17 protein-coding genes are annotated in these 20,620 nt (G+C 71.9%); 6 read left to right on the top strand and 11 right to left on the bottom strand.

Going from position 1 to position 20,620, the window contains the following annotated elements:
- The first annotated feature begins 65 nt into the window (after positions 1-65).
- Positions 66-746 carry an SRPBCC family protein gene (locus I5071_RS19200; protein WP_236606928.1) on the top strand — a complete coding sequence of 227 codons (681 nt, stop codon included), beginning with the start codon at positions 66-68 and terminating at the stop codon, positions 744-746.
- Between the two features lie 226 nt (positions 747-972).
- Here I5071_RS19200 and I5071_RS19195 read toward each other — a convergent pair whose 3' ends face one another.
- From I5071_RS19195 to hutH, 8 genes are all read right to left on the bottom strand, one after another.
- Positions 973-1,749, bottom strand: a complete 777-nt coding sequence (locus tag I5071_RS19195; RefSeq protein ID WP_236606927.1) for a MerR family transcriptional regulator — start codon at positions 1,747-1,749, stop codon at positions 973-975.
- A gap of 66 nt (positions 1,750-1,815) precedes the next feature.
- Positions 1,816-2,232: a hypothetical protein gene (locus I5071_RS19190; protein WP_236606926.1), complete on the bottom strand. Its 417-nt coding sequence runs from the start codon at positions 2,230-2,232 to the stop codon at positions 1,816-1,818.
- A 10-nt stretch (positions 2,233-2,242) separates the two neighbouring features.
- Positions 2,243-3,310: an amidohydrolase family protein gene (locus I5071_RS19185; RefSeq protein ID WP_236606925.1), complete on the bottom strand. Its 1,068-nt coding sequence runs from the start codon at positions 3,308-3,310 to the stop codon at positions 2,243-2,245.
- Positions 3,307-3,816, bottom strand: coding sequence for a hypothetical protein (locus I5071_RS19180; protein ID WP_236606924.1), 510 nt, complete (start codon positions 3,814-3,816; stop codon positions 3,307-3,309). The genes I5071_RS19185 and I5071_RS19180 overlap by 4 nt, the downstream gene beginning before the upstream one ends.
- A 5-nt stretch (positions 3,817-3,821) precedes the next feature.
- On the bottom strand, positions 3,822-4,457 hold the full coding sequence (locus I5071_RS19175; RefSeq protein WP_236606923.1) for a hypothetical protein: 636 nt from the start codon (positions 4,455-4,457) through the stop codon (positions 3,822-3,824).
- Positions 4,458-4,478: 21 nt separating this feature from the next.
- The gene (locus I5071_RS19170; RefSeq protein ID WP_236606922.1) at positions 4,479-5,588 is read right to left on the bottom strand and encodes an alpha/beta hydrolase family protein; all 1,110 of its coding nucleotides are present in this window, start codon (positions 5,586-5,588) and stop codon (positions 4,479-4,481) included.
- Between the two features lie 129 nt (positions 5,589-5,717).
- Positions 5,718-6,362, bottom strand: coding sequence for a ribosome biogenesis GTP-binding protein YihA/YsxC (gene yihA, locus I5071_RS19165; RefSeq protein ID WP_236606921.1), 645 nt, complete (start codon positions 6,360-6,362; stop codon positions 5,718-5,720).
- A gap of 9 nt (positions 6,363-6,371) precedes the next feature.
- Positions 6,372-7,925 (bottom strand): histidine ammonia-lyase, encoded by a 1,554-nt coding sequence (gene hutH, locus I5071_RS19160; protein ID WP_236606920.1) that lies wholly within the window; start codon positions 7,923-7,925, stop codon positions 6,372-6,374.
- A gap of 112 nt (positions 7,926-8,037) precedes the next feature.
- On the opposite strand from hutH, the gene I5071_RS19155 reads away from it, so the two are divergent.
- Both I5071_RS19155 and I5071_RS19150 read left to right on the top strand, forming a co-directional pair.
- The gene (locus I5071_RS19155; RefSeq protein WP_236606919.1) at positions 8,038-9,402 is read left to right on the top strand and encodes a hypothetical protein; all 1,365 of its coding nucleotides are present in this window, start codon (positions 8,038-8,040) and stop codon (positions 9,400-9,402) included.
- A gap of 142 nt (positions 9,403-9,544) precedes the next feature.
- Positions 9,545-9,937 carry a hypothetical protein gene (locus tag I5071_RS19150; RefSeq protein ID WP_236606918.1) on the top strand — a complete coding sequence of 131 codons (393 nt, stop codon included), beginning with the start codon at positions 9,545-9,547 and terminating at the stop codon, positions 9,935-9,937.
- Here I5071_RS19150 and I5071_RS19145 read toward each other — a convergent pair whose 3' ends face one another.
- Positions 9,938-12,493, bottom strand: coding sequence for a bifunctional YncE family protein/alkaline phosphatase family protein (locus I5071_RS19145; RefSeq protein ID WP_236606917.1), 2,556 nt, complete (start codon positions 12,491-12,493; stop codon positions 9,938-9,940).
- A gap of 94 nt (positions 12,494-12,587) precedes the next feature.
- Here I5071_RS19145 and I5071_RS19140 point away from each other — a divergent pair, with 94 nt between their 5' ends.
- The 3 genes from I5071_RS19140 (at position 12,588) to I5071_RS19130 (ending at position 16,088) form a co-directional block, all read left to right on the top strand.
- A complete protein-coding gene (locus tag I5071_RS19140; RefSeq protein ID WP_236606916.1) occupies positions 12,588-14,240 on the top strand; it encodes a metallophosphoesterase family protein in 1,653 nt (550 codons plus the stop codon).
- Positions 14,241-14,334: 94 nt separating this feature from the next.
- Entirely contained in the window at positions 14,335-15,465 is a 1,131-nt protein-coding gene (locus I5071_RS19135; RefSeq protein WP_236606915.1) for a DUF3419 family protein, read from the top strand.
- On the top strand, positions 15,465-16,088 hold the full coding sequence (locus I5071_RS19130) for a class I SAM-dependent methyltransferase (RefSeq protein WP_236606914.1): 624 nt from the start codon (positions 15,465-15,467) through the stop codon (positions 16,086-16,088). Before I5071_RS19135 ends, I5071_RS19130 begins: the two co-directional genes overlap by 1 nt.
- Here the strand turns inward: I5071_RS19130 and I5071_RS19125 are convergent.
- Entirely contained in the window at positions 16,085-16,330 is a 246-nt protein-coding gene (locus I5071_RS19125) for a DUF4911 domain-containing protein (protein ID WP_236606913.1), read from the bottom strand. The genes I5071_RS19130 and I5071_RS19125 overlap by 4 nt on opposite strands.
- Positions 16,327-20,580: a DEAD/DEAH box helicase gene (locus I5071_RS19120; protein WP_236606912.1), complete on the bottom strand. Its 4,254-nt coding sequence runs from the start codon at positions 20,578-20,580 to the stop codon at positions 16,327-16,329. The genes I5071_RS19125 and I5071_RS19120 overlap by 4 nt, the downstream gene beginning before the upstream one ends.
- Positions 20,581-20,620: the final 40 nt, after the last annotated feature.

Raw genomic sequence — 20,620 nt, 5'->3', positions numbered from 1 at the left:
CTGGCCCAGGTCGTGGGCAATTATTCCTGGCGTCGTCGCGTGTGATCCCTCATCGTTCTCCGTCGATGCGTCTCGCTCGCCGCGCGGCCGTGACCGCGGCCCTCGCATGCGCCCTCGGCGTGCTGTTGCCGCTCTCGACGGCGGAGACGATCGGCGCGCAGGATCGCGGGTTCACCGACGCCGAGCGCTCGGTGCTCGCGGCGGGCCGTCTGATCGCGCGCCGTCGGATGGAGCAGCGCGGGAACCTCGTGCACTTCGGCGGCACGAGCTTCCAGACCGTCGATCGCCCGCTCGCCGAGGTCTGGCGCGCGGTGCGCGACCCCGCGAACTACGGGAACCTGCTGCCGCAGGTCGAGTCGGTCTCGGTCGTGTCGCGCGGCGAGCACGAGGGCGTGATCCGGATCGAGCACGCGTACGGGCTCATCCGCGCCGCGTACCACCTGCGCCTGCGCTTCGCCGACGGGCGCCACGATCTGACGTTCGACCTCGACGCGACGCGCCCCAACGACGTGCGCTCGGCGCGCGGCTTCATGACGCTGAGCGAGTGGCCGGACAACCCTGGGCGCACGCTGGTGACGTGGGGAATCCTCGCGGCGGTGGACGAGGGAATCCTCGGCGGCCTGGTCCGCCCGCAGCTGCACGCGTGGATGCTCCGCGTGCCGACGACGATGCGCAGCTACCTGCAGGGCCGCGGCCGGTCGCGCTTCCTCGCCGACTCGGGCCACGCGTCGACCGCGACGCATTGATTGCCCCGGGGGGCTCCGCCCCCCTGTCGACCCCCGGCCGCTCCGCGCTGGCGCGGGGGGCCCTACGCCCCCTTGCGTCTCGGGCGGCGCGCTTCTTGGTCGGGCGGCGCGCGCGTCTCGACGGGCGCTTGCGTCTCGGCGGGGGCTGCGTCGCGACGGGCGCGCGCGTCTCGGTCGGAGCGCGCGTCTCGACGGGCGCTTGCGTCTCGAGACGTGAGGCGCCCCCTCAGCCGCTCTTGCCTCGCGGGCGCTTCGTCGTGGCGGGCGGCGGGCTCGAGCGCGAGCGCTTCGCCTCCTCGGCGAGCGCGCGCATCGTGGGCACCAGCATGCGCCGACGAAGCAGCACGACGAGGCGCTCCGAGAGCGTCGTCGCGGCCTCGGTGAGGCCCGGAAGATCTTCTCCCGCGCGCGGCATGACGCCGTCGCGGAACATGCGCAGCTCGATCTCGACGAGCGCGCGCAGCGCCTGCGCGTACTCGCCGAGGATCGTCACCGGGAGCATCTCCGCACTGATCCCCGCCTTGCGCGACGCGCCGAGCACGCGCAGCAGCTCGAGATCGTCACCCGCGTAGACCTCGCCCTTCGTCTCGGCGAGCGGCGTGATCAGCCCGGCGCCGCGCAGCCAGTCGAGCTGCTCCTTCGGCATCCCCGCTGCGAGCAGCTCCTCGCGCGTCCGGCGCTCGGTGGGCGCGGTCTGCTCGAGCACCCGCGCGATCGTGGCGCCGACGGTCTCGTCCTCGCTCTCCAGCTCGGACTCGTCGAGGACCGACTTGATCACCTTCAGCGGCAGGAAGCGCGTGCGCTGGAGCTCCTTGATCTTCTTGATGCGAGGGACCAGCGACACGTCGTAGTACGCCATGTTCTTGCTGGTCCGCGACGGCTCCGGGAGCAGGCCCTCGCGCACGTAGTGCTTGATCGTCGCCGCGGGGACGCCCGACATCTTCGCGAGCGCGCTCACCTTCACGCGGCGCCCGTGATCCTCGAGCTCCGAGTCCTCGTCCATCGAACGTCCGACGTCTCGCTTTCGAGCGCGGATGATGGCGTCGCCCGGCGAGGGCGTAAAGAGCAGTCACGGATCGATCAGCGTGACGTCGACGTCGTGGGCATCGCCGCCCTCGATCACGATCGGATCGCTCGGGAAGATCCGCGGATCTTCGGCGCCCGGGATCGTCGGATGGTTCGAGCCGAGATCGAGCACGACGCCGAGGTAGTACGTGCCGACGCCGAGCCCGGTGAGCTCGTAGTCGATCGGGAACGTCGGATCGTCGCGCACGAAGATCTCGCTGGGTGGGCCCGCGGGCGGCGTCTGCGGCCACACGCCGACGGTGAGACGACCGGCGCCGCTCCCCGCGTAGAGGATTGTCCCGGTGATCGTGCCGCGCGTCGATGTCGGGCGCGCGTCGTCGCCCCCGTCGATCGTGGTGGTCGCGCGCTCGTCGCACGCGCTCAGCGCGATCGCGAGCGCGAGCATCGTCCTCGGCGTCATCGTCGTCTCCTCACTCGCTCTGCAGGTACAGGCGGGAGAAGGTCCCGCTCGTCACGCGGCGGATCTCGCCCAGCGAGTACTCGGCCTCGCGCATGCCGAGGACCATCCGCTGCACGTAGCTGCGCACCATCCCCGAGAACTGCGGCCCATCGGTCGCGAAGAGCGTGCGCTCCACGAGGCCGCGCGCGCGGATGCTGCGCAGCACGGCCGGATACTGCGGCTCGGTGCTCGCGATCGGCTCGCCCTCGTCGTCGAGGAGGAAAGGGCGATTCAGCGCGCTGATCTCGAGCCACACGTTGTCGTGCGCCTCGGCGAGCGCGAGCGCGTGCTCGACCGCGCGCGGATCGCCCTGGCCGACGTGCGAGAGGACGAAGTCGACGCGCGGCATTCCATGCGCGCCGTCGTACGCGGTGACGACGGACTCGAGGCCCTCGGGGTCGTAGTACGCAGGATCGGTCTGGGTGCCGGGAAATGGGCTGAATCCGGTGTGGAGCAGCACCGGCACGCCGAAGCGCGCCGCGACGTCGTAGACGCCGAGGTAGCGCGTGTCGTCGAGGGTCACGGCCTGGTGCGCGTGCGCGAGCTTGATGCCGACGAAGAGATCGGGGCGCCGCTCGAAGTACGACGCGAGCGCGTCGAGGCGCGGCTGCGCGACGCCTTCGTCGAGGAAGCCCTCGTAGTCGATGCTGACCATGCCCCAGGCCCAGCCCGCGTTGCGCGGGTCGTCGAGCACGCGCTCGAGCTCTTCGTTCGTGTAGAAGCCCGTCGAGCGCGGCGCGTACACCGCGAAGAGCACGGCGTGATCGACGCCCGCCATCTCGGTCTGCGCGCGGATCCCGACGTGCTCGCCGTAGGGATCGAGCAGCGTCTCGATCAGCGCGGGCGCGTACATCCTCGCGAAGGGCGGGAGGCTCTCGGTGATGAACCGGCGACCTTCGGTCGCCATGTTCGCGTAGTGCCCGGGGTGGAGGTGCATGTCGATGACCTCCACGCGCTCGCCGTCGATCTCGATCTCGGCGCGTGCATCGCTCGCGATCGTGATCGCCGCGAGGATCAGCGTGGTCGCGAGCCGTCTCACGTGCCCTCCCGTCGTGTCGCGGCGGCGCGCATCGGAGGTGGCGTGGGCTCGTGCGCGTAGGGCCGGAACACGCCGACCTCGAGCACCGCGTCCCCGTCGCGCTCGACGCTGAAGCCCTCGACGTAGAAGGCGGTGTCGCCCGCTTCGTCGTCGGGCTCGCCGAACGCGTCCTCGAGCGCGTCGCGCGTCATGCCGGGCACGACGGGACCGACGAATCCGTCGCTCCTCAGCGCGCCGACGCCGATCACGATCGCGTCGTCGCTGACGCTCGCGTCCTCGCTCGAGACGAGCACGACCTCGAGCCCGAGCGACGCGTAGCGCCCGAACGCGAGACGATCGCTCGTGAACGCGCCCTCGAGCGGACCGAGCGCCTCGCGCACGTCGGCGTAGCGCATGCCGATCCGCACCGGTCCGATGCCTTCGCCCGGACGCACCTCGAGCCCGGCGCCGGGCGTCTCGGCGCCGCACGCGACGAGGAAGAGCGCGATCGTGATCGGCGTGCGCATCGCGATCACAGCGACGTGTACGAGCCGGGACAGCTCGCGCCGGCGTTGCAGAGGCCGACCACGCCGCCCATTCCGCCGGGCGGACGGCACGTGTGGCAGGTCGCGCCGCCACTGCAGTCGGCGTCGGTCTGGCACATCTGGTGGCGCGAGCCGCACGACGCCGCGCACGTGGTGCCGGTGGTCAGGTCCGCGAGGCCCGTCGGCGCGCAGCAGAGCTGGCCGCCGCTGCAGTCCTCGGGGCCGTCGCAGTTGCCCGGCGCCGCGAGGCCCCCGCTGCACGATGCCGGCGCGACGCAGCTCTGTCCCGAGAGCTGGGTGCAGCACGTCTGCGCGGGGACGTTGCACGTCATCGATCCGCAGCCGACCTCGCCGGGATCGGGATCGGTCTGGAGGCGCGGATCGCGCTCGCTTCCACCTCCTCCGCCGCCATCGGTGCCGGGCGCGACGTACGCGTCGACACCGCCCGCATCGGTGCCCGGCGCGACCCACGCATCGGGCTGCGGGCCACCGTCGATGCCTGGAGGCACCTGCGCGTCGACGCCGATTCGACCCCCATCGACTCCGCTGGGGCCATCGTCGTCCCCACCACCGCACGCGACGAGCGCGAGCGAGCACAGCCACGCGAGCGCGACCTTCTTCATCGTCCCCCTCCAGGCGCGCTCTCAGCGCGCGTCGTTGCGTCCGATGCGCGCGCCGAAGCACGCGGCGGCGTCGGGCTCGAGCCCGGTGATCGGCGTCGCGGGCGTGGTCGCGCCGAGCGCGTCGCGCAGGTGCGCGACCGCGTAGTGACCGACGATCGGCCACGCCTCTTCGGCGGGCAGCGCCTGCGGCTGACATCCGTCGGTCGCGAGGGTCACGACGAGCTCGTCGATCTCGAGGCCCGCCTCCTGCGCGATCGCGAGCACGCCGCCGCGCTCGCGGCCGATCACGCAGATGTCGCTGAAGGCGAGGTGTCCCGCGCCCTCGATGCGCACGAGCCGCGCGGGCGACGCGACGACGTCGTGATCGAAGAGCTCGTCCATCGACGCGACGGTCGCGAGCTGATCGAGGCTGCCTCCGAGCAAGAGGCCGGGCACCGTCGACTCGAGCGGCGCAGCGACCGTCGCCATGCCGATCCACGCGTCGGCCTCGAGCGGCGAGCGATCGACGAGCGCCTGCACCGCGCCCCCGCCCGCCGAGTGGCCCATCACCGCGACGCGCGAGAGATCGAGCGCGCCCGCGAAGCGCTCTTCGATCGCGAGGCGCGCGTGCGCCGCGAGGATCTGATCGTACGCGTCGTCGCTGATCGACACGCCCGGCGTGCCCATCGCGACGAGCAGGACGGTCGCGAGGTTCCGCTCGGCGTGCTCGGGCGCGGCGACGACGAAGCCCCACGACGCGAGGTGCGCGGTGATCGCCGACGACTGCTGGCGATAGCCGCCGAGGCCGTGGCTGAAGTACACGACCGGGAACGGGCCGCTGGCGATCGGCACGTCGCGGTGCGCGGGCGTGGCGAACGTCGTCGGCGCGTCCTCGGGGATCGACGGCGCGAGCTCGGGCGGGAGCAGGTCGCGCATGTCGTAGGTGTCGCGCGGCGCGCCGGCTTCGCTTCCGGGGGTCGCGGGGTACCAGACCTCGACCGCGAGCCCGTCGACGTCGAGCGTCGTGACCCCGGCGACGAACGGGCCCGGGGTCGCGAACGGCGCCGCGGGGCACGCCTCGTCCTCCGCGTCGCAGGCGACGAGGGCGAGCACGACGAGCAGCGAGAGCGCCGAAAGCGGGCGGTTCGTCACGACGACTCCTAAGAAGTAGGAAGTCGAACTTTCAACAAACGGCGCGACGAGATCAAGCGACCCCCACGGCGCCGGTGAGCGCGCTCACGACGAGCGACACCCGCGCGGTGGAAGAGCGGCGGAGTTGGATCAGCTCGGCGTCGTGAGGTCGGCGGGCGCGATGCCGGCCGCGGCGATCAGGCGCGACCACAGGCGGTCGCGGCCATCACCGGTCTCCGAGCTCACGCCGACCACGGGACGTCCCGCGCTCGACTTGAGCTTCGCGACCTCGAGCAGGCGCTGGCTCGCGGGCAGCTTGTCGAGCTTGGTCGCGACGAGCACCGCGGGGCGCCGGATGTGATCGAGGAACTCGAGCAGCTGGCGATCGTCGTCCTCGAGCCCACGGCGCACGTCGACGATCACCACCACCGCGCGCAGCCCGACGCGGTTCTCGAGATAGCCCTCGATCATCGGGCCCCACGAGCGACGCTCGACCTTGCTGCGCTTCGCGAAGCCGTAGCCGGGCAGATCGACGAGATCGAGCGTCGCGAGCTGCGGCTCCTTGCCCGCGCGCTGGATCGCGAGAGCGGTGCGGAAGAGCAGCAGTCCGCGGGTCGCGCCGGGCGTCGAGCTGGTGCGCACCAGCTTGCGCCGCACCACCAGCCTGTTGATCAGGCTGCTCTTGCCCACGTTCGATCGACCCGCGAACGCGATCTCGGCGAAGGCGGGCGGCGGGAGCTGATCCTGCCGCATCGCGCTCGCGACGAAGCGAGCATCGCGGATGTCGACCTGCATCGCGCTGTCTTAGCTCAGCTGACCGCAGACGCGCTCGGCCGCGGTGACGAGCACGCCGCGATCGACGAGCTCGCAGCAGCGGACGATGTCGGGGTGCAGCACGCGATCCTCGGTGAGCGTGGGCACGTGCTCGCGCAGCGCGAGGTGCGCCGCGCGCACGCCCACACCGGGCTCGAGCGGCAGGCGCAGATCGAGGCCCTGGCCCGCGACCATCGCCTCGATCGCGAGGACCGTCCGCACGTGCTCCGCGACCTGCATGCACTTGCGCGCGGAGATGCTGCCCATCGAGACGTGATCCTCCTTGCCCGCGCTGCTCGGGATCGAGTCGACGCTCGAGGGATGGCAGAGGACCTTGTTCTCGCTGACCAGCGCGGCCGCGGTCACCTGCGCCATCATGAAGCCCGAGTCGAGCCCGCTGCGCGGCGCGAGGAAGGGCGGCAGGCCGCTCGACATCGCCGGGTTCACGAGCTGCTCGAGGCGGCGCTCCGCGCAGTTCGCGAGCTCCGCGATCGCGATCGCCGCGGTGTCGAGCGCGATGGCGAGCGGCTGCCCGTGGAAGTTGCCGCCGCTCACGAAGTCCGCCTCGCCGCGCTCGTCGACGAACACCAGCGGGTTGTCGACCGACGCGATGATCTCGCGCTCGATCACCTGGCGCGCCCACGCGAGCGCGTCGCGCGTCGCGCCGTGGATCTGCGGCATGCAGCGCAGCGAGTAGGGGTCCTGCACCTTCCCGCAGTCGCGGTGGCTCTCCATGATCGCGCTGCCCTCGAGGAGCGCGCGCAGGTTCGCGGCGGTCGTGGCCTGGCCGGGGTGCGGGCGGACCTGCTGCACCCGCGGATCGAAGGGACGTCCCGTGCCCTTGAGCGCCTCGAGCGACATCGCGCCCACGACGTCGGCGTTCGTGCAGAGCCGCTCTCCGCGGATCACGGCGAGCGCGCCGATCGCGGTGATCAGCTGCGTGCCGTTGATCATCGCGAGGCCTTCCTTCGCCTCGAGCTCGACCGGCGTCAGGCCCGCTGCGGCGAGCGCCTTGTCGCCCGGCATGATCGTGCCCTGGTGCTCGGCCTCGCCCTCGCCGATCAGCACCAACGCCAAGTGAGCCAGCGGCGCGAGATCGCCCGACGCGCCCACCGAGCCCTGCGACGGGATGCACGGGTGCACGCCGCGCTCGAGCATCGCGATCACGAGATCGACGATCTTCGCGCGGGCGCCCGAGTTGCCCATCGCGATCGTCTGCGCGCGCAGGAACATCATCGCGCGCACTGCCTCGCGCGGGAGGAGCGGGCCCACACCGCACGCGTGGCTGCGCACGAGGTTGCGCTGCAGCGCGCGGATCTGATCGTGCGCGATGCGCGTCTCCGCGAGCGCACCGAAGCCGGTGTTCACGCCATACACGTTGGGCGCGCGATCACCACCCTCGGCGAGGCGATCCACCGCGGCGCGCGCACGATCGATGCGGGCGCGCACTTCGTCGGTCAGCACCACCGTCGCTTCGCCGCGCGCGACGAGGTCGAGGGTCTCGAGGGAAATCGCGTCTCCGAGGCGCACCTGAGGCCGGGTCATGGGCCGGCGAGCCTGCCGCGGGCACAGGGCAGGAGCAACGCCTGGGCCCCGTTGACGCTGCGAATCCGCACTGCCTATCCTCGCCCGCGAAATGCGCGTGATCACACGGATCGTGGCCCTCGCCTCGGTGCTCTTCGCGGCAGGTCCAGCGCTGCTCGTGCCCACACGCGCGATGGCGGACGACGACGAGCTGGTGCTGATGCGCGAGCCCGCGTCGTTCGTCGACGTGATCGACGCGTTCGACGATCAGGATCCCTTCGATCTCAACATCTCGATCGGCTACGTGCGCACCTGGGAGCTCGGGCGCATCCAGCGCGAGCCGGGCACGGGTGACGCGCGGATGTCGCGGGAGTGGCGCGACGTCGCGGACTACTCGCGCGAGGTGAACCAGCTCGTCTTCGGGCTCGACATCGGCATCTTCCGCGACCTCGCGCTCTACGGGCGGCTCCCGCTGGTCCTCAGCGACGATCGCTCGCTGGCGCGCATCGGCAACGACGATCCCTCGACCGTGCTGCTCGATCGCAGCATGACGCCGGCGCCGCTCTTCGACGTGCCCGCGGGCGACGGCTTCCGCTCGCCGACGCGCTCGGGGCTCGACTGGGTGAGCGTCGGGCTCGCGTGGTCGATCCTGAACCAGCAGCGCGATCCCCACGCGCCCACGTGGATGCTCATGCTCGAGGGGCGCTTCAACATCGACGAGCCGATGCGCGCGTGCCGTCGCGACGGCGGCGACGTGGTGTGTCAGGGCGGCGGGAGCGAGCCCGGGATCTCGCGCGGCACCAACGCGCTGCGCTTCGAGACGCGCGGATCGTGGCGCGATCGCTACGTGGAGCCCTACGCCGGCCTCGCGTTCCAGATCGAATTCCCGGGGAACGCGGCGGACCTCTTCACCCAGGGCGGCAACCTCGCGGGGTACATCAACCAGCGCCCGCCGATCCAGGGGCGGCTCACCGCCGGCGTCGCGATCATGCCGTGGGAGGATCGCCAGCACTGGCAGCGCTTCTCGATCGATCTGCGCTTCATGGGCGACTACGTGAGCGAGGGGCGCGACTACTCGCCGCTCTTCGACGCGCTCGGCTCGTCGACGAACCCGTACCTGACGAGCCCGGCGTGCGAGGGCGTGACCGGCGGCGCGACGTGTCAGGGGGCGGGCTACGAGCAGGTCGACTTCACGGGGCTCACCGACACGCAGGCGCACGCGCGCCTCGGTGGGCAGGTCACGCTCGAGCTCCAGGCCGCGCGCTACGTGCGCTTCGGCGTGACGACCGCGATCTTCCACTCGCCGTCGTACGGGCTGACGCAGGCGGATGCGTGCAATCCGAACGCGAGCAGCGACGATCCGAACCGTGTGGGCACGTGCCGCAGCGGGATCATCAACCCGCACCATCGCGCGGTGATCGATCTGCCCGGGCAGCGCTTCCGCATCGAGAGCCTCACGCAGATCGACGTCGCCGCGAACGTGACCGCGCAGTTCTGAGGAGAAATCCTCGAAGGAGAGCAGGAAGGCAGGAGAGGGAGAGCTCGAGGCTCCCACTCCTGCTTTCCTAACACTCCTGCTCTCCTCAGAAATTCCGTGGTCGGGCATGCGGGATGCGTCCTTCCGCGGCGGAGGTCGCGTCATGTCGCGCGTCGGAATCGTGCTCTCGCTCATCGGCGCGCTCTCGTGCGCGGCGTGTGACTCGGAGGCGGAGAACGCGTTTGAGCGCCGGATGGACGAGCGTCGTGTGCGGCTCGAGGAGCGCTACGGGCATCGCGAGCAGCAGGTCGCCGACGACAGCGAGGTGCAGCTCGGCGAGATCGATCAGCGCATCGAGCAGTTGCGCATGCGCCGCGAGGCCGAGCTCGAAGAGGAGCTCGCGCGCGAGCGCGTGCGGATGGAGGACCAGATCGAGCGCCGCCGCGATCAGCGGCTCGAGTCGCTCGCGGCAGAGCGCGAGCAGCGCCTCGACGCGCTGAGCGAGGATCGCCAGCGCGGCGAGGATCGGATCGAGGACGGGCTCGCGCCCGATTGATCAGTCGTCGTCTTCTGCCTCGAACGGGCTCTCCGCTGCCGCGGGCCAGGGCGGCTCGGCACCGCCGTGGAAGTGACGCCAGAGCAGGCGCGAGAGCCCGGGCTGCTCGTCGGGGCGCGACCAGTCGTAATTCGCGCTGAGCAGCGCGTCGGCGCTGCCGTCGCGCGGGTTCGTCTCCTCGGGCCAGCGACGCTCGATGTGGTCGTAGGGCGTGTAGTCGGGCGTCGACGTGAAGAAGTCGTAGAGCGGCGCGGCCCGCTGCCAGCCGAGGCTCTGCGTGTCCTCCTCGATCCCGAAGATCAGCGAGATGGTCCGCCAGATCGAGGCCTCGCTGACGTGCGTCGAGCTCACGTGCCCGCGCCGCGCCCACGGCGAGATCACGAGCAGCGGCGAGCGGTGGTTGTCGACGTGATCGCCGCCGTCCTGCGGGTCGTCCTCGATGACGATGATCGCGGTCTCGGGCCAGTACGTGCTGTGGCTCAGTCGGTCGACGATGATGCCGACCGCCTCGTCGTTGTCGGCGATCATCGAGCGCGGCGTGGGCGCGCCGGGATCGCGACCCCGCGTGTGATCGTTCGGCAGCACGACGTACGTGAACGACTGCAGCATGCAGCTCTCGACGCGCCCGCCGAGGAACTCGGCCTTGTCGACGTCTGGCAGGTAGCTGTACGTGAGCCCCGGATAACGCGGATCGAGGCGCGCCATGCGCGAGCCGATGATCTCGCCGAAGTTCGAGATCGTGACGCCCGCCTGCGCGAGTCGGTCGAAGCCGCTGCCCTCCTCCGGATAGCCGAGCGGAGATGCGGTGCCCTGCGGCGGGACCGCGTAGTAGCCGCGGCCCCACGTCGTCAGCCAGCTGCGCTCCACGAACTCGGTGGTGCGGCCCATGCTGGTCCACACGTGGCCCTGCACCGACTGCTCGGCGTGCGAGTAGTAGTTGTCGCCGAGCGCGAACCCGAGCGCGAGCGCGCGCGTGTTCGGGATCACCTGATCGATCTCCGCGCCCGGGATCAGCGTGAGCGCGGGATCGCCGTTGCCGTGCGGCACGCCGCTCTCGTCGGTGAGGTTCCCGAGGTACGCGTCGTACGTCTTGTTCTCGCGGATCACGAGCACGACGTGGCGGATGCGCGAGGACGCGCCCTCACCGGGACGCGGGATCGGGAAGTCGTTCGCCGCACCGCCCTCGCACTCGACGGTCACGAGATCGCTCATGCGCGCGTTGTTCTCCGCGATCTCGCTCGCCCACGTCGCGAGCTGCGCGTCGTCGAACGTGCCGGGATCGACGACGCTCATGCTGCCCGCCATGAGCTGGGTGATGTCGGTGCTGTCCGGCGTCGTGTTCGCGCCGGTGCCGACGTGGCGCGCGTTGAGGAACACCAGCGAGCCGGTGCCGCCCGCGACGTCGCCCAGCGGGAGCACGTCGCTCGGGTGCCACATCGTCGGCACGCGGCCGACGCGCGTCCACGCGCTGCCGCTCCGCTCGAGCACGTCGATCGCGTTCTCGAGCGCGTCGGCGACGTAGAGCCGACCGTCCTCGCCGAAGCGCAGCGCCCCCGGCGCCGCGCCGCGCGGCGCGTCCTCGCCGACGACGTAGAAGCGCTCGCCCACCGCGCGCGTCGCGACGTCGATCAGCGCGACGTGATCGGAATCGGAGCACGCGACCGCGAGCGTCGCGCCGTCGGGCGAGAGCGCGAGGCCCATCGGGTTCTTCCCGACCGCGATGGTGCTGGTCACCGCGCGCGTCGCGAGATCGACCACCGCGACCGCCGAATCGGCCCACAGCGACACGAACGCCGTCGCGCCATCGGGCGAGAGCACCACGTCGTACGGCGAGCTCGCGGCCTCGAGCGGCACGCGCGCGATCTCCGCGCCGGTGCTCGAGTCGAAGAGCGCGAGCGCGTGCTCGAACATCAGCGCCGCGACGAGCGTCCCGTCGTCGCGCAGCGCGAGCCCCGAGACGTACGCGCGGCCCTCGGTCGCGCTCACCGTGATCGTGCGCGCCGCGCTCGCGGTGATCGCGCCGGTCGCGGGATCGAGGTCGTAGGCGAGGATGCGATCGGTGCCGCCGCCCGACGCCCAGAGCCGCCGGCCGTCGTCGGAGATCGCGAGACCGAGGAAGAGCGCTTCGCTCTCGGTGTAGGCGAACTCGTCCTCGCCCACGACGGTGAGCGTGTCGAGATCGACGACCGAGAGCGTCTCTTCGCGCAGGCCCCCGTCGCTCACGACGACGTAGCGCGTCCCCGGCACCGCGATGACGCGCATCGGGAACCCGCCGGGCGGCAGGTTGCGGCCGACGCGAACGAGCCGCTCACCGCCCGGGATGATCCACCCGGACTCGCCCTCGGCCCCCGCCGCGAGCGTGGCGCCCTCGAGCACCGTCGCGCTGCACGCGCCCGGGCTGGGCGTCGGGAAGTCGCCCGCGCTCGCGAGACAGCTCGGCGGTGGGCCCGAGTCGGTCCCCGCGTCGGCCTCGATCACCGCGTCGTCGTCGCCGCACGCGGCGAGCGCGCCGCACACCAGCCCCAGCGCGATCGCCCCCTTCGATGTCCTGCGCACGCGCGCGATGGTCGATCGACGCTCCCGCGCCGCGCAAGGCCGGGCCGGTGACGAATCGGGGTCACCGAGGCGTGCGCCGCTCGTCACCGACACGATGCGCGCGCGCCGCGACGTGCGCGGAGAGTTCGCGCGCGTGTCGCTCGTCCTGCACCTCTCCGATCTCCACCTGCTCGGCGAGCCCCGCGAGCAGGATGCGATCCTGGCCTCGCTGATCACCGCGCTCGAGAAGGAGCGCGCGCGCCGCGGTCGCCGCGTCGATCTGATCGCGATCACCGGCGACGTCTTCGACAGCGCGACGATCGATCCTCGCGTCGCGGTGCGCGAGCTCGACGCGCTCCACAAGTGCATCACGCGCGCGCTGGGCGACGACGTGCCCACGATCGTCGTGCCCGGGAACCACGATCGCCGCCGGATCGGGCTCTTCGGACCGCACCAGGACGGGCTCTTCCGCGCGGTCCGCGAGGCGCTCGGCGCGCGCATGTTGATCCACGGCTGCGACACGCCGTTCCTCGCGAAGGTCGTCCCGCCCGCGTTCCACGCGCAGCCGCTCTGGGCGATCGCCTACGACTCGACGTACCTGCCCCACGGCTGGCTCAGCGCGGGCGGCGTGGTGCGCCACGAAGATCTGCTGCACGCGGCCGCGCAGATCGGCGATGCCGAGCCCGACTGGCCGGTGCTGTTCCTCTTGCACCACCACCTCGTCCCGACGCCGCTCACCGATCTCGGTCCCATCGAGACGCATCGCATGCATCCGGCGCTGTGCTGGATGTTGCACCGGATCCTGCCGGTCCTCGTCGCGCACGCCGATCGCGAGGAGCTCACGATGACCGCGCTGGGCGCGGGCACGGCGCTCTCGACGCTGCACGATCTGCGGCGCGCGGTGCTCGTGCTGCACGGCCACAAGCACTACGCGACCGCGCGCAAGCTCGAGGCGACCGAGGCAGGGCAGGGCGACGTGCTGCTGGTGTCGGCGGGGAGCGCGGGGACGGCGCAGCGCTGGAGCCCGACGTCACCGCGTGACACCGCGCGCCTCTGGCCCTCGTTCAACGTGATCGAGCTCGAGGGCGACGCGATCACGATCGAGGCGGTGTCGTTCGGATGGAAGGGCCGCTCTGCGGGCGAGACGGCGTATCGCCCGCTGGTCTGGGCCGAGCGCGAGGGCGCGAGGTGGCGCCTCCATCCGATCGAAGGCGCGCATCCGCGCAGCGGTCCGAAGCTGATCACGAACGAGTCGCGGGTTCGCCTCATGAACGCGCGGCGCTTCGGCGCGCGGCGCTGGGACTACGAGTGCGAGCGCCGCGTCGAGCCCAACGGCCGGGGACCGCGGCGCTACGTCGAGACGATCGAAGGCGCGCGCGGTGCGCTGCTCGAGTCGCTCGATCGCGCGTCACCGGCGCGCGCGACGCCGGCGCAGCTCGAGCTCGGGCTCGGCGGGCTCACCCGCTATCGCGTCGATGGTGGTGTGTGCCGGAGCCTCGACGAGGCGTCGCGCGTGCGCGGCGCAGCGAGCTCGCCCTTCGAGTGGATCGGCCTGATGAACCGCTATCGCGCGCGGCGATCGCGGCTGGTGCTCGAGGGGCTCGGCGCGCACGCGGGGAGCGCGTTCGCGAGCACGACGGACCTCGCGACCGGACAGGAGACGCCACTCCGCTGTCACCGGGACGTCGGCGGAGATCGTGTGGTCCTCGAGCTCGACGACTGCGCGGCGCGCACGCTGCTGCGCGTGTACTGGCCGCTCGAGGCGTGATCCTCACGCACGCTCCATTCGCGATTCACATCCGCGCCATCCGCGATTCACGCACGCGCGATAGCCATGCGAGGTCGAGAGAGAGGAGGGGCCGATGCAGCTCCGCGACGTCGCCTTCGAGCACACGTTCCAGCGCCTGTTCGTCTACAACATCCTGTTCGAGGACGCGGAGGTCGACGAGACGCACCTCGGGATCGACGAGCGCTCGCGCGTGCTCTCGATCACCGGTGCGGGCTGCGGCGTCGCGGGCATGTTGAGCCGCGATCCGCGGTCGATCGATGCCGTCGACATCAACCCGCACCACCTCGCGCTCACCGCGCTGAAGTGCACCGCGGCGAAGACGATGCGATCGTACTCGCGCTTCTACGATCTCTGCGGGCGCGGGTGGCAGCCCGATCCCGAGCGCACGATCGCGCAGCTCGCGCGCACGATGCCCTCGTGGATGCAGCGCTACTGGTCGCGCCACCACGGCCGCTTCGACCGCAGCGTGTACCGCGAGGGCCTCACCGCCGTGATGCTCGGCGCGTTCCGGCGCTTCACCGGGCTCGACGCCGACTGGCTGCGCTGGGCGATGCGCCTGTCTCCCGACGAGCGCGTCGCCGCGGTCGACGATCACATCGCGCCGGTGCTGCTGAGCCCGCTCGCGCGCGCGTACTTCTCGTCGCCCGCGCAGCTCGTCGCGCTCGGCATCAACTTCTCGCAGCGCGATCGCATCCTCGCGACCGAGGACTCGCCCGATCTCGCGGCGTTCGTGCTCGATCACCTGCGTCGCCTCGCGCGCACCGACGTCGCGACGAACTGGTTCATCTGGTGGGCGATCGCGGGGCACTTCGATCACGAGCGCACCACCGACGCGGTGCCGCCCTACCTGCGGCCCGATCGTCACGCGCGCTCGATCGAGGCGAGCACCGAGGTGCGCTACCACCGCGCGAACCTCTTCGACGTGCTCGAGCGCTCGCCGCAGCGCTCCTACACGCACTACACGCTCTGCGACGCGCCCGACTGGATGCCGGAGCGCACGCAGCGCCAGCTGCTCGACGAGATCCTCCGGACCAGCGAGGACGGCGCGATCGTGCTGTACCGCTCGGTCGAGGACGAGTGCATGGCGACGCGCCTCGGGTACGAGCGTCGGTTCGTCCCGCTGCGCGACCGCACCGAGCACGCGACGCAGGCCGATCGCTCTCGCCAGTACCGCGCGGTGCGCTTCTACCAGGTGGCGCACTGATGGAGATCGTCTCGCCGGTCTCGCGCGACGACCACAAGCGCTTCCTCGACGCGTACTACGGCTGGGCGCGCGACGTGTACGACGTCACGCGCCGCTACTACCTGCTCGGTCGCGACCGGGTGATCGACCAGCTCCTGCGCGAGCCGTGGAACAGGCTCGTCGAGATCGGGCCCGGCACCGGCCGCAACCTGCGCAAGCTGCACGCCGAGCGCCCCGTCGCGCTCTACGGAGGCATCGAGGCCTCGAGCGCCATGCTCGAGCGCGCGCGCGCTCGCTGTCCGTGGGCGATCTTCGAAGAGGGCTTCGCCGAGGACGCCGAGTACCGCGAGCTCCTCGGTGCACCGCCCGATCGCGTGCTCGTCTCGTACACGCTCTCGATGGTCCAGGACGTCGAGCGCGCGATCGAGAACGCGCGCGAGATGGTCTCGCCGCGCGGTGAGATCGTGGTCGTCGACTTCGGCGATCTGCGTGGATTGCGCGGCCCGCTCGCGCCGGCGCTGCGCGCCTGGCTAGAGGCGTTCCACGTCACGCCCCTGCCGTCCGGCGTGCTCGAGCGTCACGCGCGCACGATCGAGGACGGGCCGCTCGGCTACTACCGGATCGCGCGGATCCCACCGGCCTAGAGGATCTCGAGGTCGATCTCGCGCGCGACGTCCTCGAGCCATTCGTCGAGCTCGGCCTCGCGATCCGTCGTCGTCACCAGCACCACCACGCCGGTGCGATCTCCATGCGCGCTCGCCAGCCCGTCGTAGCCCGCGAGGATCCCGCGCAGCCGCACGATGTCCGACGGTTGCATACGCAACCGTCGGACCACGAGGCCCTCGCCGAGCGGGACGTGCGACGCGCCGTCGATCGGATCGCTCATGCCGCCCCCTCGGCCATCGCGCGCACGCCTTGTCCATCACGCACCGCGAACGGCACTCCGTCGCACCACACGATGCGATGCGACGCGATCGCGGGGACGCGCGCGCCCGGCGTGAGGATGCCCACGAGGTTGAGCGGATCGATCGCGCTGATCGTGATCGCGTCGCCGCGCCCCGGCTTGCGCCGCACCTCGCGCAGCTTCTCCAGTGCCTCGGGCAGCGCGAACTGCTCGCCGCTCTGGCCTGCGACGAAGCGTCCTCCGCGGATCTCGCCGCGCGCCTCGAGCCGGCGCAGCACCCGCACCAGCTCGCGCCACGGCGGCGCCATGCCCTCGCGCTCCAGCACTCGCCGCACGATCACGCCCCAGCGCGCGAGCAGCACGCGCGCGACTTCTTCGACCGCGTGCTCGTCGACGCGCTCTCCGTCGCGCGCGCCCGCGGTGCGCACCAGCGACCATCGGCCGGCCGACTCCATCGCGGAGAGCGAAGGCCCTCGGCGCCGCGCCGTCGTCACGCTCTCGATGCCGCGCTCGGCCTGGGGCGCGATCAGCGCGCGCAGGCCGCTCCACGCGTCCGAGCTCACTGCGCCCCGCGCGACCAGCTCTGCGAGGCCGGCCTCCACCGCGCCGCGATCGAGCCCCGTCGCGCGCTCGAGCTCGTGGAAGAACGACGCACCGCGCGCATCGAGCACGCGCTCGATCTCGCGCGCCGCGCGTGATGCCTCGGGCAACGAGGGCCACGCCGGGCGCACCGCGGCCCACGTCTCGAGCCGACCACGATCGAGCAGCACCACGCGCGTCGCGCGCACCGGCGCGGGCACCCGATCCTGATCGAGCGTCGGAGCTCCTCCGCGCGCCCACGCGACACGACCCGAGAGACACAGCGCATCGAGCGAGCGCCCGACCTCGCCGATCGCCCGCGACGCGAGGAGCTCTTCCTCCCACGCCCCCGCGGGCGCCTCGAACCCCTCGAGCTGCTGCACGATCGTGTGCACCGCATCGTCGCCCGAGAGCCGCGATCCCGGCGCGACGTGCTGCCACTCGAAGAGGAAGCGGAGATAGTCCGCGGTCGTCACCGGCTCGATCGCGCGCCGCAGCGTCTCGACCGTCGCGCGATGGATGCGCGCGAGCAGGCGACGCTCGCACCACTCGAGCGCGTCTTGCGTCTCGAACCTCCCGCGCATCACGAAGCCCTCGGCCTCGAGCGCGTGCAGCGCGCCGTCGACGTCGCCCTCGCTCACCGCGAGGTCGGCCGCGAGCACCGATGCGCGCACCGGCCCCACGCCCTCGAGCCGGCTCCGCACCAGCTCGCGCAGCGCGTGCTCGCGCTCGATCGTGCGCGACGCGTGCGCGCTCGGGATCGCGATCGCCGGCGACCACAGCGCGTTCGCGTGGATCGCGCGGAACTCCGCGAGCCGCTCCGCCGCGACCCATACCCCGAGCGCGAGGCGCGTCACGCGTCCTTCACGCGCCAGCGACGCGCGCCACGATCCATCACGATCGACGCGCGCGATCTCCTCGTCGCGCATCCAACCGAGCGTGCCGAGCGCGTCGTGCAGCTCGTCCGCGTCGCGCGGATCGGGCCACGCTTCCTCGCGCACCCGCGCGATCGCGTCGGGATCGAGCGCCGCGAGATCGCGCAGCCGCGCGCGATCGTCGAGGCGACGCATCATCACCGCTTGCGTGCGTCGCTCCTCGAGCGGCGCGTCGTCGAGGTACGCCCACGGCCGCGCACCGAGGATCTCCGCTGCGAGCGCGGACGGCTGCGGCAGATCGCGCGCGATGCACGTGATCTCGCCGCGCTCGATCCGCGCCAGCACGTCGACGAGGCCGTGCACGTCCATCGCGTCCTCGAGGCAGTCGCGAAGCGCTTGGTGCACCAGCGGATGATCCGGCACCTCGCGCTCGCCCTGGATGTTCTCGAAGCACGCCTGCGCATCGGGGAACACGACGCTCAGCAGATCCTCGGCATCGATGCGCTGTCGCGCCGGCGGGCTCTTCTTGCCGCCGCGGCTGCGCGGCACTGCGAGCGAGATCGTCGCGGCCCAGCGCCATCGCGTCCCGAAGAGCGGCGCGTCGAGCACCGCCTGCGTCAGCATGTGCGCCGCGCGCCCGCTCTTGAGGAACCCGAACACCTCGTCGAGCGGGAAGCTGTGGGTCGGTCCGAGCGAGAGCACGATCGCGTCGTCGGTCGCGGCCGCCTGGAGCTCGAAGTCGAAGCTGCGGCAGAACGCCTTGCGCAGCGCGAGGCCCCACGCGCGGTTCACGCGCGCACCGAAGCGCGTGTGAAGCACGAGATGCGTGTTCGCGGCCTCGTCGAAGAAACGCTCTGCGACCACGGTGCGTCCGTCGGGCAGCACGCCGAGCGCGGCGCGCGCCTCGTCGAGGTACTCGATCGCCTGTCGCGCCGGCTCGTGCGCGATCGCGAGCTTCGCGCGCAGTCGATCGATCGCGTGCGCCGGTCCGTTCGCCGCGAGCTCGCGATCGATCTCGCCGACCAGACGGGTCACCGACGTCGAGAGCTCGCGCGTGCGCGCCGGTCCCTCGCCGAACCAGAAGGGCAGGGTGGGCGGCTGGCCCTTCGCGTCGGCGACGCGCACCACGCCGGGCTGCACGCGCACGATCTTCCAGCTCGCGGTGCCGAGCTGGAAGATGTCGCCCGGCATGCTCTCGACCGCGAAGTCCTCGTGGATGTTGCCGAGCTTCGTGCCCTCGGGCTCGAGCACCACGTCGTAGCTCTGGTTGTCGGGGATCGCGCCGCCCGAGCTCGTCGCGAGCAGCCGCGCGCCGCGCCGCGGGCGCAGCACGTTCGTCGCGAGATCGACGTGCACGCTCGCGCCGCGCCGGCCGCGACGCACCCCGAACGCATCGCCCAACGTGCTCACGATCGCGTCGAACGATGCGCGCTCGATCGCGCGGTACGGCCATGCGCGCCGCGTCGTCTCGAAGAGCCCGTCGATCGAGGTCGCGTCGTCGCGTCCCGCGACCTCCGCGATGATCTGCTGCGCGAGCACGTCGAGCGGTGCGTCGGGCACGCACACCGCGTCGAGCTCTCCGCGCGCGATCGCATCGAGCAGCGCGAGCGACTCGACCAGATCGTCGCGGCTCGTCGGGAAGAGACGTCCCTTCGGCACGCCGCCGAGGAAGTGCCCGCTGCGCCCCACGCGCTGCAGGAGCGCCGCGATCGCGCGCGGCGATCCGATCTGACACACGAGATCGACGTGCCCCACGTCGATGCCGAGCTCGAGCGAGCTCGTCGCGATCACGCAGCGCACCTCGCCGTGCTTCAGCTTGTGCTCGGCCTCGTGCCGCATCTCGCGCGACATCGATCCGTGGTGCGCCGCGACCATGTCCTCGCCCAGGATCTCCCCGAGCGCGCGCGCGAGCCGCTCGCACAATCGACGCTGCGGCACGAACACGATCGTCGTGCGATGCGCCTGCACCAGCGACGCGAGGCGCGCGTGGATCTCGCCCCACACGTCGTTCGCCATCACCGCCTCGAGCGGCGAGTCCGGCATCTCGAGCGCGAGATCGATCGTGCGCGCGTGACCGACGTCGACGATCGCGCAGTCGGGCACGCCCTCGCTCGACACGCCCGCCGTGCCCACGAGGAAGCGCGCGACCTCTTCGATCGGCTTCTGCGTCGCAGAGAGCCCCACGCGCTGCAGCCGTCCCCCGATCAGATCGACGAGCCGCTCGAGCGAGAGCGCGAGGTGCGCGCCGCGCTTGCTCCCGACCACGGCGTGGATCTCGTCGACGATCACGGTGCGCACCGTGCTCAGCATCCGCCGCCCGCTCGCGCTCGTGAGCAGGATCCCGAGCGACTCGGGCGTCGTGACGAACACGTGCGGCGGGCGCTTGCTCGCCTTCGCGCGCTCCTTCGCGGGCGTGTCGCCGGTGCGCAGTCCGACGCGGATCCCGTGTCCGCCTTCGCCGAGCTCCGCGAGCGCCGCGTCGATGCCCTCGAGCGGCGCGCGCAGGTTCACCTCGATGTCGTGGCTCAGCGCCTTGAGCGGCGAGACGTAGAGCACGCGCGTCTCGTCGGGCAGCGCGTGCTCGCGCGACTCGCGCACGAGCGCGTCGATCGTCGCGAGGAACGCGGCGAGCGTCTTGCCCGAGCCAGTGGGCGCTGCGATCAGGACGTGCCGCCCCGCCGCGACGTGGGCCCAGCCCTCGCGCTGCGGCGGTGTCGGTGCGCCCAGCGCGCGCTCGAACCAACGCTGGACCGCAGGATGGAACGACGGAGCGGACATGGACTGAACACCATACCAGTGTTCAGCGCTGTGTTCAGCG

The sequence above is a fragment of the Sandaracinus amylolyticus genome (genome assembly GCF_021631985.1).
In the GTDB taxonomy this organism is placed as follows: Bacteria; Myxococcota_A; Polyangia; order Polyangiales; family Sandaracinaceae; genus Sandaracinus; species Sandaracinus amylolyticus_A.
Note: the sequence above shows the minus strand (reverse complement) of the source record. Positions and strands in the feature narration are given on the sequence as shown.